Here is a 16448-nt window from a genome sequence, read left to right as displayed (position 1 = left end):
AACGGGCGAACGAAAGAGGGGCTCAGGGCCGGGCTTTCAGGCGGCGCAGCTGTACCTGCGCGGTTGCGGGTGGCCGGGCACCACCGGCGTGCGGCGGCGCCTGCGGTGCGGGCGCGACAGTCTCAGCCTGCTGCCGTGCGCGCACGGCGTGGGCTTCGACGAACAGTGCGTCGAGGCTGGCTTTAGTCTTGGGCAGGCGATTGCTACTGATGCCCACCAGAGGAATGTTGGTCGGCGAGACCTTAGAGTTTTCGTTGACCTCGTACATCCAGTTCATGCCTTCGCTCGACGGGACAGTAGGCGCCGTGGCGGCCACCATGGGGGGATAGCTGAAGTCCCACTTGGTGGTGTTCAGCCCGTAATAGAGCGTGGTGTAGAAGTTTTTTTGCGTCTGGAAGGTGTAGTTCGCGTTGGGCGCGGCCAGGGTGCTGGAACGTGGCAAGTCGAAGTATGCCGAGGCGAAGTGGTAGGGCGTAATGTTCGGGTCACTCCACCACGCAGACGTGGCGTCGGCGTACTTGACGAAGGTACCGATGGTTTCCAGCGAAGGATGGCAGTGGCTGGTGTCGGCACTGACGATCACCGTTGCACCGTGGGCGAGGGCGGCGAACGTATCGACGACTTTCGCCGCTTCAAGGCTGATCGCGCCATCGGTGCTTTTCAGGCCGAAGGTGGTCAGGCGGCTGCCATGGTGCGGCGCCTGCAGGGCGAACGATTGATCGAGGACGATGCTGTCGGCAAGAAACAGCTGGTTGGTGAACTGGAAGGTAGAGAACGTCGCGTCACCGAAGATCACCGCACCGACGTCGTACATCTTCAGGTAGATGCCCAGCGACGTGGAGTTGGCCAGGTCGCCGTTGGGCAAGGCACTGCTGTAGACATGTTCGACATGCTTGCCGATGTTGTCCGTCGAATCGCTGGTATTGACGGCGATCACATAGGCGCCGGCCTTGTAGTCGGACGTCCAGACCGCTGGCCACGGGCGTTTGTAGAAACTGCTGGCGCCGATGGAGAAGTTGCGCACACAGGTCTTGGGGTTGGCCGTACGTTTGCCCAGCGCCGTGAGAATGTTGCCCTTGGCGCTGGTGTACCACTCGTAGCGACCGCTGTGATGGACCTCGCCGATCATCATTTTTGGCAAGGCGTCGAGCAGGCTCCAGAGCAGATTGACGTGGTCGGCGTCCTTGTGGGAGATGAACACGACGTCGAGGGTTCCCTCATCGCCGGTCCAGTCGCGCTCCTTGATCCGTTCAACCAGAAATTCCACGGTGGGCGTCCCGGCGCGGCGCTTGCTCTTGGTCGAGCCAAGGTCGAACAACACGTTGGCGACGATATCGCCGTCGTCGTATTCCTCCAAGTAGGTGCACATCCCTTGGCCCACATCGAGAAAGTAGAGACGTTGCTTGTTGCTCATGGGCAGTGTCCTTTGCCGTGATCTTCAGATAACCGGTGGCGTACGCCGTCCGGAACGTGCGAGGCTCCTGGGGGCCGGTGTGCGCTTGGCCACCTGGCGCACCGGCGCAGCGGTAAGCAACGCCTGCGGCTTCTTCTTGTCATCGTCCTTGAGGTAGGCCGCGTACCACCCCAGCGATGTCTTCGGGCTGCCGGGGGCGCCGAACAGCATCAGGTCGGCATTGCCTGGCGGGAAGCTCCAGGCCAGTACCGACAGGGCGAAGCGGCGCATGCGCAACAGGTAGTTGAGGCGGTTGTCGCTGTCGCGCCAGGTTTCGAAAAGGAAGTTGCGAAAGCCCAGCTTGAGTACCCCCTGCAGCGGCAGGTTGCCGTTGATGGCATTGGACATACCCAGCTTGATCCCGAGGTAGACCGGCGGCTCGCCTGCCACCGGTTCCGGGCCCCAGGCGGCGAGCAAGGTGATCTTCAGGCCGATAGCACCGCTGAGCGCGCCGAGGGTGCCCATGTCCAGGTCCAGGCTGAGGCCGAACCAGGGCGCCGCCAGGGGTTGCTGATCCAGGGGCGCGCCGATGGAGGTGAAACCCAGGCTTTCCGGGGTTGCCCCTTGCGGCGGCTGGCCGGCTGGAGCCAGGTCGGGGGCGGCGACCAGGCCGTCGAGGCGCAACGGAAAGCTCTCCACCAGAGACGTCGGGCGCGCCAGCGAAGCACCGGGGCCGGTGTTGAAACCGACCCCAGCCTCGCCGGAGGTGAAGTGTTGCTGTGATGGATCCTCCATGGCAAAGGACATCGCCACCACCAGCCCCTGAAAACTCAGGTAACCGTTGACCGCCTCGCCGGGGCCATAGCCGAACAGGTCGAACCCGGAAATCTCGACAAAGGCCAGGCGCCCCGCCAGCACGAAGTTGGCGGTGAGCAGGCCGTCCACCGGGGCGGCCGCGGTCTCCAGCCGGCAGTCGCGGATGTCGATGGAGGCCAGGGCCGCGCCATCGCTCTGGAACACGTTGTTGCCCAGTAGGCTGAAGGAATAGCTCGGCTGGCCACCGACCCGCTGATAGCTGCCGGTGAGGATCAGATTGTTGCCACGGGCCCGATCGACCTTGGCCAGCCATGAGGCGAACAGGCGGTTGACCATCAACTCGGCTTCAGCGGAAAAGTCCACCACCCGCGCATTGTCGAAGCGCACGCGCATGGCGAGGGTCTTGTAGCCAAAGGGGATGGTGGTGGAGGCCACTAGGTCGTCCGGATCGTTGTAATCGATCAGGCCGAACACGGCGGTCTGGCCCAGGTCGATGATGCCGTTTTGCGGCGTGTACGGGGTCAGCGAAAAGCCCACGTGATGGGCATAGAAGCGCGAGCGATCAACCCCGGCGGCCATGAAGCGCAGGGCCGAGGGCATGTCCTGGAAGTCGATCGGCGCATTGAGGAACAGCACGCCGTTCCAGCGCGGGTTGTCCAGCACCTCGTGATAGAACAGCACCAGTGGATCGCTGTCGCCGATATCCGGGTTGAGCACCGCCTGGCGCGCCTTGCTGATCACCGCGTCGAGCGCGGCCTGGGTCGCGGCCAGCGAGCCGTCCGCAGCCTGCGCGACTGCCGGCCAGCACCAGGCGCCGGTGTCCGCCGCGAGGTCGGTGATGGCCCGGCCGCAGTATTTGAACAACATCAGGGTCGGCGTCAGGGCATCGTTGCGCCAGGAGCGCGGCGAGAGCTGGAAGGTCCAGCCTTCGATATCGGCGCGCAGTAGGCCTGCCGCCGATTGGGCCTCGGCCAGGTAATTGCCGGCGCTGGCCGACACCGCTGCATCGAACGCGGCTTCGTTGGGGAATTCCGGGTAGCCGAGTGCCTTCAGGGCAGTGTTGATCGCCCCGGCCTCGGCGGCCGGAACCCCAGCGGCGCGCAGGCGCGAGACGGCGTTGGCGGCGCTCAGTTGATAGGCCACCGAGCTGCCTTGGTCCATGAAGGTCTCGACGTCGGCCACCACCATGAACAACTGGTTGGATTGCAGTGCGGCCTGGAAGGGTGGCTTGACCTCGGTGAAGATCAACTGCCCGGTATCCGACTGCGGCATGTTGGCGAACAGTACGCCGGCCCACGCCGATTGCGCAGCGTCGAGCACGGCGATCAGGCCGCTGGGGGTAACGCCCAACGGCGGGGTGTCGGCATTGGCCTGTGCGCCGAGGCGCAGGCGTCCGGTGGGCGCGCTGCGCGCGGCCTGCAGTGGCGGCAGGCCGATCAGCCTGCGCCGGATGGGCGCCAGGGCGGCGTCCTCCAGATGGGCGGCCTGGTCGATCGCTTGCGCTGCAATCCGCCCATAGACGCCCATGGGCCAGACCACCGGCGCGCGCTGTTGGCTTGCCTGCAAGGTCGGCAGTGTGGCGGCGTTCATGTTCAGGTAGGCGAGGAAGCCCGCCACCGGCACCCTGGCCGCGTTGAACAGCGGCGAGCGCGGTGGTTGCGCCTCGTAGCTGCGGCCACCGCCGCCATCGGACAGCACGGTGGCCCAGGCAGTGGTGCCGAGGTCGCTGAGGGCCGAGCTGTTCGCCGCCTCGCTGGGGGGCGGCAGATAGGCTGCGCCATTGGCCTGGAACAGCAACAGTGACGCGCCATCCTGCGGCAGCACCACGCTCTCGGTACCGGAGACGCCGAGGATCAGACGGGTGTTGCCATCGCTGCTGCGCCCCTGTTGTGGGGTGCCGAGGTCGAACAGCCCATCCGGCGCAAGGTGCCAGACCAGATTGGCGCTGGCGACATCCACGGCATCGAACAACGGGGTACGTCCGAAGCTCAGGCGTGCCCCCGGCAGGTTGCCGCTGCCGGCGCGTGGCGTGGCCAGGGTGGCATGCCCGGTGTTGCTGAGTTGGGCAAATCCCAGGGTCGGCACGCTGCCTTGCCCGGTGGCAAAGACCAGGGCACTGCGCTGCGGCAGTTCGGGGTTCAGCGGATCGAACGCCAGGGCCAGGTCAAAGGGCGTGGCGTCCAGTTGGCGGAACAGCGGCATGTCGATCAGGTTGACTTCGCCTATCGGGCTGTCGGTATCGGCTTCGCCGTAGCGCAGCATGACGCCGAGACGCTGCATGTCGTCAGCCTTTTCGTCGAGGCCGTTGCCGGCGCGGATGCCGAAGGTCACGCAACCCAGTTGCGTACCGCTCAGGGGCAGCGGGCACTGGGACTGGGTTGCGGCATAGACGCCACCCGGGGCGAAGAAGGCAAGGCCAGGGCCGTCGAACAGCAGGCTGTCGCTGCTGGCGACCAGGCTGCTGCCGCCCTTTATCGCCACCGCGTACTGGCCGAGGCCAAAACGCATATCGCGCACGATCCGCCAGCCGCCGCTCGGCTCGCCAACGGGGAGGGCGTCGATGCCCTGGGTCTGCCACTGGCGGGCGCTGTCCGCCGGATTGGCGATCCACAGCAGGCGCAACCAGCTCTTGGGCGACAGGCGCGGCCACAGCGCGCGCAGATCGGCGACGAAGGCCGCCGGATCGGCGGGTGCGCTGGCGCAGAACAGATAGGCGCCCCCTACGTCGGCCCAGGTCTGCGCCAGGCTGGCGCTGGCGCCGAGGTCGCTGCCGGGACTGGCCAGATAGCCAGCCCAATAGTGCTCCAGGCCACTCTCCGGGAGCGTGGAAAGGCGGTAAAGGCCCGCCGTGACGTGTTCAAACACCGGTACGCTCATGACGGCTCCCTGTCGCGAGGCGATGATGGATCAGGGCAGGGTGGTGATAACGGCATCACCCGGCAGCAGCGGTACAGCCAGCGGTGTCCAGCCTGGGGCATAGTTGCCCAGCCCACTCCAGTCCAGGCGCAACGGCCAGGCACCGGTACCCAGGGCCGCCGTCGGATCCAGCACCGCAGCGCCCAACCCGCGTAGCACTCGCACGCCATGCACCGGCAACGCCGCCGGCACCGGCATGCGCCCGGCCAAGGCCAGCAGGTTGGCCACGGTAGTGCCCACCGGCACCACCAGAGGCGTGCCGTCGAGGGTCACCCGCAGGCACGCCTTGGGGACCGCGCGACCGCGAAAAAACGCCACCGGCACGGTGCCGCCGGGCACGTTGCTGGCGCTGTTCAGGGCGGTGAAGCTGGCGGCTGCGGCGAGGGTAAAGTTGTTGGTCGTGGTGGTGATTGCCGGGTCGCTGGCGCTGGCCAGGGCAGACGGCGAGAACAGTCGGTAGAACGGGGCGATGAAGGCCGGGAAGTACAGGTCGGCAGCATCGGCGACCCCGCCCATCTGCTGGGTGCTGTCATGGGCCGGCGGCGGGTTGACCGAGAGTGCACCGCCGCTCACCAACTGACCGACAAAGGCATCCCAGCCGGTGCTGATGCTGCCCGAGCTGTCGACGAACTGGCCGACCGGGTAGTCCACCGTCGGCCCGGCGACATAGCCGTTGCTCCACTTCAGGTCCGAGGCGGTCGACGAGAGTGTCTGGAAAGGGCTGGCGGCGACGCGCAGGATCATCCCCGGACGCAGGTCCACCGAGCCGAGGGTGGCCCCGGTATCGGGGGAGGGGAGCGACAGGCCGAAGGCGTAGTACAGCGATTCCTCGAAGGTTTGCGGCATCACCCGGGCCAGGGCGTCTTGTACGGCGATGATGCCCCAGGCTGCCGCGCCGGCGCTTTCCAGGGCCTGGAGAAAGGCCACGTAGGCCTTCAGCAGGCCGCTGCGCAGTGGGCTGCTGTCGAAGATCCAGGGTGAGTCAGTGCCGCTGGAGGCAATGGCGAGACTGTAGGGGTAGGTGGTGCCCGAGGCTGCTGCCAGGGTGAACGGACCGTTGCTGATGGGCAGGCCGCTGAGGGTGCTGGTCTTGCTGATCTGCGGCAGGTAGAGGGTCAGCGCCGCAGTCGGCGCGGTGCCACTGAGGGCGGTGCTCAGCGCCTGCGCCGGGATCAGGTGCGGGAAGCGGGTCGAAGCGGCTTGCGCCGATGGAATGAAGGCGCTGCGGTACAGGATCCGGGCGTGGCTGGAGGGGCCGAAATTGCTGATGTCGAGTACCCGCTGGTTGGCCTGGACGACCACGCTGAGGCTGGCTTCGGCGTTGCTCGGGGTGTAGGTCCAGCGTTGTTCCAGTACCCCGGGATCGGAAGTGAACGCCTGATCCACGGTGGTGGTGCCGGCCAAGGTCTTCAGCACCGAAACCCGATAGCTCTGGCCGTCGGGTACTGCGCTCCAGCCAGCACTGAGGGTGGCGCCGTCATAGTCGACCCGCACATCCGGCACGCGCGTCGTAGCCACGGCGAAAGGCGCGCTGGCCGGGCCGACCAGTGTGCAACCGTTGACCACGGCGGCGCTGCGCAGAGTGACCCGCGCAGGACCGCCACCGCTGGCCAATTGGGCGGGGGTGAGGGTGGTGCGAGTGTCGGTCAGGTCGAGGTGCTGGCCGCCGGGCAGGCTCAGGCGGTAGCCGCTGGCGCCGCTCAGGGCTGCCCAGCTCAGGATGCCGCTGGCGCTCACTGCATCGGTGTCCCAACCAGTGATCTGCGGGATTGTCACAGGGACGGCCAGTGCCGTGGTGCTGGTGTTGCGCACCACACCCTTGGCCGGCGCCAGGCTGACCGTGAGCGTCGCGCCGTTGGCGTTGACCGGCAGGACCAGGCGCGCGCTATTGCCATTGACACTGAGGCTGCTGGCAGCCTTACCGTTGAGCAGCAGGCTGACGCAGGTGCTGTCTGGCGCAGTGAACGATGCCGGGGCCTCCCAGGTGATATCCACGTAAGTGCCATCGGCGCTCACCACCAGGCTGGTGAAGCTGGCGCTGCCGGTAACGATCGGCAGCAATTGGCCTTCGGCACCGACGCCGCCGCTGTGGGTGGCGATGACCTGGGCTACCCAGAGTTGGCCGCCGTCGAGCGGCGTGCCGAGGGGAATGCTGCCGGAGGTGGCCGCGGGGTTGCTGATGCTGGCGGAAAAACTCTGCCCGCTGGACAGCGAAACGGCCTGCAGGGTGTAGCCGCTGACCGCCGGGTTGTAAGGGAGTGCCCAAGCAAGGTTCAGCGCGCTGCCGGTGTATTGCGCAGCGGTGAGTACCGGACGGGTCGATACGATGGAGACCAGTGGGCTGACCAGGCCGGCGCCACTGGAGGTAAAGGCGGTGACCGAGAGCTGGAACGTTTCGCTGTCGGCCAGGGCTGCGGGCAGGGGCAGCGTCGCGTTGCTGGCGTCGCCGAAGGGCATGTCGATGCTGTAGCGGGTTTCGCTGGCCAGGGCGCTGGCACTCAGGCGATAGGCGACGATTTCGTCGGCAGCGCCGCCGCTCCAGCTCGCGACAATATGGTTGCCGTCGCGGTACAGGCTGGTGCTGCCCAGTACCGGGCGGGCCATCGACTTGGCCGGGAAAAGCGCCTCGTTGGAGCGTGCGCTGGCGCTGTTTTCACCGACGGCGGCGACACTCACCACCCACTCGCCACCGTCAGCCAGGCCGCCGCCGAGCTGGGTGTTACTGACCACCGCGGAGCGGGTTTGCGCACCGCTGACCGGGATGGTGTAGAGGGTACCGATACTCTGGGACAGCACGACGATCTCGTAACCGACCGCCGCCTGCCAGGACGGCTCCCATTCCACCCGCAGGCCATGGCCGTCATACAGCGCCTCCTTCAGGGTCGGCCGCGCGGTGGGCAAGATCACCGGGGCGCTGTTCTGACCGGCGGTATTGCCCCACTGCGCCTGGACCACCACCTGGTAGGTGACGTCGGTATTCAGCGGCACACTCAGGGGCAGGCTGCCGATGTTGAGCAGGCGCCCGTCGAGCACCGCGCTCTGGTGCGCCAGCACCGGTTCGCCGCCGCCCAGCCAGGCGAGTTGAATGATATAGCCGGTGACCGAGGTATCGGCCGACGGGGTCCAGGTGACTCGCACGCTGCTGCCGTCATAGATGGCGGACTTGATGACAGGGTCATTGTTGCTGGATTGAGCTTGCGCAAGGATGGCCATGCGAGCCTCCGGAAAAAGGGCAGGAAAAGGAGAGAGCCGAAAAGACGCGGTGGCGGGGAAGCAGCTCGATGCTTCCCCGCGCGGGCGTCATTGGTCGTTATCGAAGTCCTGCAACCACTCCTTGGGCAGGGTGGCGCGGATTTCCGCCGGGCTGCGCAGTGGCGGACGGCTGTTCACCGTGGCCAGCGCCTGTTGCATGTTGGCGTCGCCAGTGAGCAGGCCACCCGCGTAGTAGGTGCCGGAGGTCGGGTACGGCTGGGTCAGCAGGTTGTGCACCTTCCCGGTGTACTGCTCGTGGGTGAGGGAGGTGATGACGGCACTGCCTTCTAGGGTTTTCAGCTCGTCGCCGACGCGCAGCGCACGAGCCTGGGCCGGCAGGCCGTTGGTCAGGATCATCGGGTGGGTACGGGTAACCAGCACGTTCTGCCCGGCATCGGTCTTGATGCGGATCATTGGATGCGGCTCGGTGCCCTGGGTGGTACCGCGCACTTCGCTGCTCGCGCCGTCGGCGCTCTTGACCGACTCGCCGCCCTTGCCGGTGAAGGCTTCGACCGCGCGCTTGCTGCCGTCGGCCAGGGTGATCTCGGTGCCTTCGGCCAGGCAACCCTGCATGATGTACAGCGGCGGGATGATGCTCACGCCCGGAACGCCGATGTTGCTGCGGTCGCTGGTGAAGTTGAGGGTGCCGAAAGGCGGATCCTGGGTGCTGCTGCCGTTGAGGGAGATGTAGGCGATGACCCACAGGTTGGCTGCGGTGCCGTCGTAGTAGCCGATGCAGTTACCGGTATTGGGGAAGGCCGAGGCCGGATAGCTCCAGGAAATGGTCTGGCCGTCGACCTTCCAGTACTGCGGATCGAGGCCGCCGGTTTGTTGGAAGTACACCTTGCAACCGCCGCCCGTGGGGTTCTGCAGATAGATCGAGGTCACCCCGGCTGCGGGATTGACCACGGTATTGGGGAAGGTCGCCGAGCCCGACAGCGGGAAAACGAAGTTGGTCGGGTGCGCCGTGGGATTCCAGTAATCGCACTCACCCTGGCTGCCGCGGTACCAGCACAGCTTGATCGGCGTGGTATTGGCCTTGGTGTTGGTGCAACTGGTTTGGTAGCTGCCGGTGCAGTTGCCGTTATTGTCACGCACGCAGTAGTTCGGCTTGTCGAGACAGGCGCTGGTCGGGTTGACGGTGTCCTGGTAGGTCTGGGTGTACATCACCGGCGGACCATCCGGCCCGGCGCTTTTCGGGAAGTAGTAGAACAGTGCCTTGGCCTTGGTGGTCGAATTGCCGTCTGCTGAAGGCACCTGGCCTTCCACCTGGACGCGAAAGTCGGTGCCTTGGTTGTACTCTGAGAGCGATTTACTGGCGTAGACCGTGCCGGTTTCGACCTCATACAGTTCCATGACGATATTGCTGGCGGTGGTGCCGCCGACCACCGAGGACACCCCGGTGGCCTGATAGCCCGGCTGGCTGGCGGTCGCAGTCAGCGCCTTGGCCTGGGTATTGGACGACGTCGCACCGTTGTCCTGGGAAAAGGTGGCGATGAAGTTGAGGTTCTCAATCCCGTCGGGGCCGTTCTCGCTGCTCACTGCCTGAGCCTTGAGGGGTTGGGTGCCGCTTTTCTTCAGATCGGCAAGGCCGAGGTTACGGCCGTTTTCCAGGGTTTTGAACAGCTGGGGCGAGTTCTCAGGGGTTTTCCCGGCGCGTTTGTAGGTGTCGAGGATGTAGCGATAATGCAGCGGATTGGCCAGGTCGAGGCGGTGCGCGATGCCCGGCTCGACTTCCAGGTCGAGGGCTTTGATATCGGCCCTGGCCTCGGCACTCAGCACATTGGGGGGAGCATCCTTGTTCGCGGCCTGGACCGCAGTGGCAGCCATGGGAGCGACCAGGGCCAGTGTGAGAAAAGCGTGACGTACAGCTCGAACGAAATCGCGAGTCGCCATGATGTCTTCCCTGAGGTGGTAGCGAGCGGCTCACTGCACCGAGTGCCTAATCCATGTGAGCGCCGGACGTCAGGAATATAGTTGCGGGGCTGGAAACTGCAAATGAATATTTCAGGGCGCCTGAGCCAATCGCTTATTTACGCGAATCCCCCCTGGATCAAGCCTACGCGAGGATGCAATTTCCCAGCGTTGAATCGCGAGCGATGTTGGCACTGCTCACAGCGATTGTCGTCGCTCGAACTGTGCGCGTAACAGCTTGGCGCTCAAGTCCTCCCAATGTCAGGGGGCGACAGCCAGGACAGCCTTGCGCGACCTGCACGGACGGCGGGCAGGACAGGGTCCCATTAACCTGGAACCCTGCCCGGTAGCACGTTATTTCATATCCTTGGCCTGGATCCACAGCACCGCGTCCTGGGACAGCGGTTTGCCTTTGTAGGTCTTAGTCGCACCGATGTTCAGCGCTGCAATGCCCCACCAGCCGGCTCGGGGCAGGCCGATCGTGACGACGCCTTGGGCAGCGCCTGGCGTTTGGCAACACGGCGGTGCTGAAACTGGGCGGCAAGGAGGGGCTGCACGGCAGCCTGATATGGCTGAAGTCCGAGAACCCCGGCCAGTCCAAGACCGAACTGGCGGTAGGCACTCTCGATTACACCACACCCATTGGCTCGATCGGTTCGACCTATATTCACGGCCTGGATGTGGATGAGAAATATGCCTTCGCGGATCGGCTTGAACGCAAGGGCATGAACGTCTACAGCATTCGTGGGCAGGGCAACGCGGGGATTGAAAACGCCGACTTCGCATTCGAGGTGGCTCGCCAGGAAAAACGTTCCGGCTCACAGCGGGCAATGTTCTTCGACGCCGGCTACACCTTCGCCGATGTGCAATGGCAGACGACGGTCAGCTATCGCTACTCGCGCTATTCCGAAGGCTGGGATTTCCTGTTCCAGGGCGGCTTTCGCAAACGCTACCAGGGAGAAATCGCAGCCAACTACGCCGGTTCGGTGACCTCGAATATGCAGATCAACGACGTGCTGCTTTCAGTCCGGCCAACCGAGAAATTGACCCTGAACGCGATGGCCTTCGACTACCACCAACTGTCCCGTCGCAATGAGCGGGATTTCGCCGCGCGGGAGGTGGATCTGTTCCTGGATTGGATGGTCACGGATAACGTCACGCTTTCGCCCTTGATCGGCCTCTATAAGCCCGAGAAATGGTTTGGCAACGGTGGCGGCCAGAGCGGCCGCGCGTCGACCAACGCGTACATGCAGTTCATTGTGTGGGTGACGTTCTGAGTCGTCATTAAAGGCTGTTGCAGGTCCCGCAGGCGTTGACGTTTTGCGTCAACGCCTCATCCATTCAGAGCATGCGGCGCAACACGTCGTTGCGCGGGTCGCGGTCGTAGAAGCGATGCTTGAGGGCGCCCGCCACATGCAACACGATCAGGACCAGCAACGTATAGGCGAGGACTTTGTGCAGCCATTGGAACACCGCAAACCAATCGTCATTCTTTGGCAACAGTTCCGGCAGGTTAACCCCGAAAAAGAACACCCCGTCGCTCATCGTGTAGGTGCTCGACATGGAGTAGCCCATCAACGGCACGATCACCAACAGCACGTACATTACGCGCTGGGTCAGGCGTGACAGGAGCCGTTCATACCCCGCCAGGGTTTCCAGCGGCTGCGGCAGCTTGGGGGTACGAAAACGCACGGCGAGCTGAGTCAGGACCACCAGGAACGTCAACACCCCGAAGGACTTGTGCCACGGGTAATAGAGCTCGTATTTGCTCGCCACTTCATCATTCATGCCGGTCATGTGCCAGCCGACCCACAGCAGGCCCAGGACGAGCACGGCACGCACCCAGTGCAACACGCGCAGGGAGGTCGGGTACCGATCGATTGTCGGTTGATCTATTGGGTTCATATCAGGCTCTCCACGGAGCGATGCACGGTTGAATGGCCACCCTCAACGTTGGAGGGTGGCTCGGTCAGGGTAGGCGCTGCACTCAGGCCGGCAGCAGCACGGTGATGACTTTCTCCTCGGTGTAGGCCAGTGCACCGCTGAACCCACCTTCACGCCCGATACCGCTGGTCTTGACGCCGCCCCAGGGCAGGTTGGCGTCCAATGGGCTCCAGCAGTTGATGCCCACGGCGCCGGCTTTCACCGCTGCCGCGACGCGGTGCGCTCTGACCAGGTCGCTGGTCCAGACGGTGGCCGCGAGGCCGTAGCTGCTGTCGTTGGCCAGGGCGATCGCTTCGTCTTCGCTGTCGAACGTGATCAGTGTGCCGACGGGGCCGAAGATCTCGTCCCGGGCGATTTCCATGTCGTTGCGGGCGTTGGCGAAGATCGTCGGACGCACGAACCAGCCTTTCTTAGGGGCCGAGACGCCGCCCGCCAACAGCGTTGCGCCTTGGTCGATGCCGAGTTGGATATAGCGGTTGACACGATCGAACTGCGCCTTCTTGGCCACGGGGCCCATCTGTACGCCGGGCTCGCGAGGGTCGCCCACGGTCACCGCCTGTGCGGCCTCGGCCAGCGCGGCGCCGAAGCGTTCGGCGAGGCTGCGCTGCACCAGGATTCGCGAACCGGCCGCACACACCTGGCCCTGGTTGGCGAACAGACCGAGCGTACAGCCGCGCAGGGCGTCCTCGAAGGAGGCATCGTCGAACACAATCTGCGGGCTCTTGCCGCCCAATTCCAAGGCCACGCGCTTGAACAACACACCGGCGGTGCGCTGGATTTCACGCCCGGCCTCGGGGCTGCCGGTGAAGCTGATCTTGGCGATATCCGGGTGTTCGCACAGGGCGCGACCGACTTCGTTACCGTAGCCGGTGACCACGTTGATCACGCCGTCCGGGAAACCCGCTTCCTGCGCCAGCAGCGCCAGTTGCAAGGCTGACTGCGGGGTTTCTTCCGATGGCTTGACCACCACGGTACAGCCCGCCGCTAGCAACGCGGCGAGCTTCCACGCCGTGATCATCAGCGGCGAGTTCCAGGGCACGATGGCACCCACCACGCCGACGGGCTCGCGTACCGTGTACGACAGGGTTTTGGTGCCGAAGTAGCCACCGGTGGGAATGGTGCGACCTTCAAGCTGGTTGGCCCAGCCAGCGGCGGCGCGCAGGTTGGCAATCGCGTTGGGCAGGTCCATCCGGCGCGGCTCGATGGGGGAGCGACCGATGGCGTTGGCGTCGAGATCCGCCAGCAGCTCGGTGTCGCGCTCCACCAGGTCGGCCAGTTTCGACAGCAGTCGGCCACGTTGGGCGCCGTCGAGTTGGCTCCACTCGCCGCCGTCGAGTTGCCGGCGTGCAGCCGCCACGGCACGGTCCACGTCTTCGCGTGTGCCGCGTGCGGAGCTGCCGTACACCTGTTCAGTCACGGGGTTGACCAGATCGATGCGCCGACGGTCGAAGGCTTCGCAGGACGCACCTTCGATGAAATGATTCAAGTGCTCAGTCATTTTGCGGTCCTTGAGTAATGGGCAGGATCATGCTTTGAGGGAAGCCAGGGCGTCGCCGAAGATGTCCAGTGCCTTGAAGAACAGCTCACGCGAGATCGTCAGCGAGGGCATGACACGCATCACGTTGCTGTAGCGGCCACAGGGAATCATCAGCACGCCGTGGTTGAGCAGATAGCCCATCAGTTGGCCGATCTTTTCGCCCGGCAGGGGCGCCTTGGTGAGCGGGTCTTCGATCAGTTCGATACCGATCATCAGGCCGCGCCCGCGCACTTCACCGACTAACGGGCTGTTGAAGCCGCGAATATGCGCCTGAGCTTCCAGCCCCAGGGTGTGGGCACGGCTGGGCAGGTCGAGTTCAGGGTCCTGGAGGATGCTGATGTTGGTCAGTGCCACGGCAGCCGACAACGAGTTGGCGGCGAAGGTGTTAGGCATGGAACCGTCGGGGATTTTCGCTGCCAGGTCCGAGCGCATGATCAGGCCGGCCATGGGCAGGTCGCTGCCGATGCCCTTGCCGAAGGTGAGCATGTCGGGCTTCACGCCGGAGTGTTCGACCGCCCACATTTTGCCGGTGCGACCGGCGCCGGACTGCACTTCATCGACGATCAGCAATGTGCCGCTGCGGTCGCAGGCCTTGCGCAGCAATTGCAGGAATTCCGGCGAAGGCGGCACGTAGCCGCCTTCGCCCTGTACCGGTTCCACAATCACGGCCGCCACGTCATCGGCGGCGGTGTACGGCGTGTTCAACAGGTAATCGATGTACTCGCCGGCGATCTGCTCGGCGCTTTTGTGGGTGGTGTCGAAGGGGAAGCGGTAGGCGTAAGGGTAGGGGGCGTGAATCACGCCGCCCATCTGCGCACCAAAGCCCTTGCGGTAGGCCGTGCCGGTGGTCAGCGAGCCCGAAGCGTTCCACACACCGTGGTAGCCACCGTGGAAGGCGATGATCTGGTGCCGCCCGGTGATGCGCTTGGCGAACTTGATCGCGGCTTCCAGGGCATCACTGCCGCTTTGCGTGAAGAAGGTGATGCAGTCGCCACGCAACCCCTCGGGCGCGATTTCGGACAACTTGGCAGCCAGCTCGGTACGCCGGGTGCTGTTGATTTCCAGGGCGTGCATCAGCACTTCGGACTGTTCGCGAATCGCCTGCACCACTTTGGGGTGGCAGCGACCTACGCTGCTGACACCGACGCCGGCGGACAGGTCGATGTAAGTGTTGCCGTCCGGGTCTTTGAAGGTCGCACCGAAGGCGCGGTCCATGGCGATCGGCATGCGTCCGCCGCCGCGTGCCATCGACTCGGTACTCGCCGACAGCGCCAGGGCTTCGCGGGTTTTGGGGCCGGGCAGTTCGCCGGAGATAATCCGCGGGGCATCCGCGAAGTGCAGGGATTGAAGTTTGGCTTCACTCATGACGGTCTCTCTGGAATGTCTATTTAAGTGTGCCGATCATCTCCGGCGCCGGTTCCAGGCCGGTAGCCCGAATCGGCACATGAGATGCATGCATTCCAGCGCATAAACAATTTCCACGATTTGTGCTATGTGCGACTATCAAGCCCATAGGCGATCTAAAAACAAGAATATTGGTAGAGGTACACGACCCAATGAAAAACCAGACGATCAGCCATTTTCGAGATGTCCACGTGCATGCAGCCACCATCCAGCAGTGGAACCAGGACTACAGCCAGTTAACCGCCGGCTGCGCCGAGAGCTCGCTGATGCAACTGACGACAACCGGTTGTCACTTGTTTCTCGAACAGATCAACCAGCGCGTGGTGCAGAACGGCGTGGCGCCCCGCGACAAGATGTGCTTTGCCGTGCCGATCAACGTCCCGGGTTCGATTCGCATGCAGGGGCGCGAGGTGGATGACAGCAGCCTGTTCTTTCTCCACGGCGGCGAGGAGTTCATGTTCCATATGCCGATGGGCATGGAGTTGCTGTCCATCACCTTTGAGCGTGACTTATTCGACGAGGCGTTGGAGCAGACCGCTTCAGCCAAGGACCTCAATCGGTTGCTGCGCCAGCCGGTGATCAGGGTTTCCCCCCAGCGATTTGCCCAGGCTCGGCGCCGATTGCTGGCGCTTTTCTCCCAGGCACTGGTGCACGAAGACCTCGATAGCACGCTGGATCGAGCGCGCGAGGTAGCGCTGGAGCAGGCCATGCTCAGTGAGCTGTTGCAACTGATGATCGACCCCGCGTGCGACAAGCACCAGCGCAGCCCCAGTTCCACGCGCAGTTTTATCGTCGAGAAATGCCACCGCCTGGCGACCACCGAAATGATCAACGTGCCCAGCGTGATCGATTTGTGCGAGCGTCTCCAGGTGAGTCGGCGTACGGTGCAGAACAGCTTCCGCTCGGTCGCCGAGACCACTCCGCTGAATTACCTGCGCTCTGTAAGGCTCAACGGCGTACGCCGCACCTTGATGTCCACCCGTGCCTGCGAGCTGACGATTGGTGATGCCGCCGCCCAGTGGGGCTTCTATCACCTGAGCCATTTCGCGGCGGAGTACCAGGAGCTGTTTGCAGAGCTGCCGTCCCATACCGCCCGTGCAGCCATCGCCGCTTACGCGCGCGCCTGAACGAAAAAATCTGCAAAGACCGGATACAGCCTGCTTGGGAGAGGCGGGTGTTTCGCCGTGGGTGCTTGCGTTACCGATTTGGGATACCGGCACGTTGCAGGGCAGGCATAGGATCAGTGCCAGCGTGCAACAAGAACGACAAGCT

Annotated in this window: 9 protein-coding genes; 2 read left to right on the top strand and 7 right to left on the bottom strand. The window is 64.4% G+C overall.

The annotated features are described in order from the left end of the window. Positions 1-22 precede the first annotated feature (22 nt). The 4 genes from AD670_RS07575 to AD670_RS07560 all read right to left on the bottom strand — a co-directional run bounded on the left by AD670_RS07575 (position 23) and on the right by AD670_RS07560 (position 10207). Positions 23-1414: a hypothetical protein gene (locus tag AD670_RS07575; protein ID WP_053129996.1), complete on the bottom strand. Its 1392-nt coding sequence runs from the start codon at positions 1412-1414 to the stop codon at positions 23-25. A 24-nt stretch (positions 1415-1438) separates the two neighbouring features. Next, positions 1439-5086, bottom strand: coding sequence for a hypothetical protein (locus AD670_RS07570; protein ID WP_053129993.1), 3648 nt, complete (start codon positions 5084-5086; stop codon positions 1439-1441). A gap of 30 nt (positions 5087-5116) precedes the next feature. Next, positions 5117-8338: a hypothetical protein gene (locus AD670_RS07565; protein ID WP_053129991.1), complete on the bottom strand. Its 3222-nt coding sequence runs from the start codon at positions 8336-8338 to the stop codon at positions 5117-5119. Between the two features lie 87 nt (positions 8339-8425). Next, a complete protein-coding gene (locus AD670_RS07560; protein WP_256243878.1) occupies positions 8426-10207 on the bottom strand; it encodes a Hint domain-containing protein in 1782 nt (593 codons plus the stop codon). 608 nt (positions 10208-10815) lie between these two features. On the opposite strand from AD670_RS07560, the gene AD670_RS07555 reads away from it, so the two are divergent. Continuing rightward, the gene (locus tag AD670_RS07555; RefSeq protein WP_256243877.1) at positions 10816-11568 is read left to right on the top strand and encodes an alginate export family protein; all 753 of its coding nucleotides are present in this window, start codon (positions 10816-10818) and stop codon (positions 11566-11568) included. Positions 11569-11632: 64 nt separating this feature from the next. Here the strand turns inward: AD670_RS07555 and AD670_RS07550 are convergent, their stop codons facing one another. The 3 genes from AD670_RS07550 to AD670_RS07540 form a co-directional block, all read right to left on the bottom strand. Continuing rightward, a complete protein-coding gene (locus tag AD670_RS07550) occupies positions 11633-12196 on the bottom strand; it encodes a cytochrome b (protein ID WP_053129985.1) in 564 nt (187 codons plus the stop codon). A gap of 82 nt (positions 12197-12278) precedes the next feature. Next, a complete protein-coding gene (locus tag AD670_RS07545) occupies positions 12279-13733 on the bottom strand; it encodes an aldehyde dehydrogenase (RefSeq protein ID WP_053129983.1) in 1455 nt (484 codons plus the stop codon). A gap of 27 nt (positions 13734-13760) precedes the next feature. Beyond that, positions 13761-15137: an aspartate aminotransferase family protein gene (locus AD670_RS07540; RefSeq protein WP_053129980.1), complete on the bottom strand. Its 1377-nt coding sequence runs from the start codon at positions 15135-15137 to the stop codon at positions 13761-13763. 191 nt (positions 15138-15328) lie between these two features. Between AD670_RS07540 and AD670_RS07535 the strand changes: the two genes are divergently transcribed. Beyond that, a complete protein-coding gene (locus AD670_RS07535) occupies positions 15329-16303 on the top strand; it encodes a helix-turn-helix domain-containing protein (protein WP_053129978.1) in 975 nt (324 codons plus the stop codon). The last annotated feature ends 145 nt before the right edge of the window (positions 16304-16448 follow it).

It is taken from the genome of Pseudomonas sp. MIACH (genome assembly GCF_001269925.1).
Classification (GTDB): domain Bacteria; phylum Pseudomonadota; class Gammaproteobacteria; order Pseudomonadales; family Pseudomonadaceae; genus Aquipseudomonas.
This window is presented reverse-complemented; position numbering and strand designations above follow the sequence as displayed.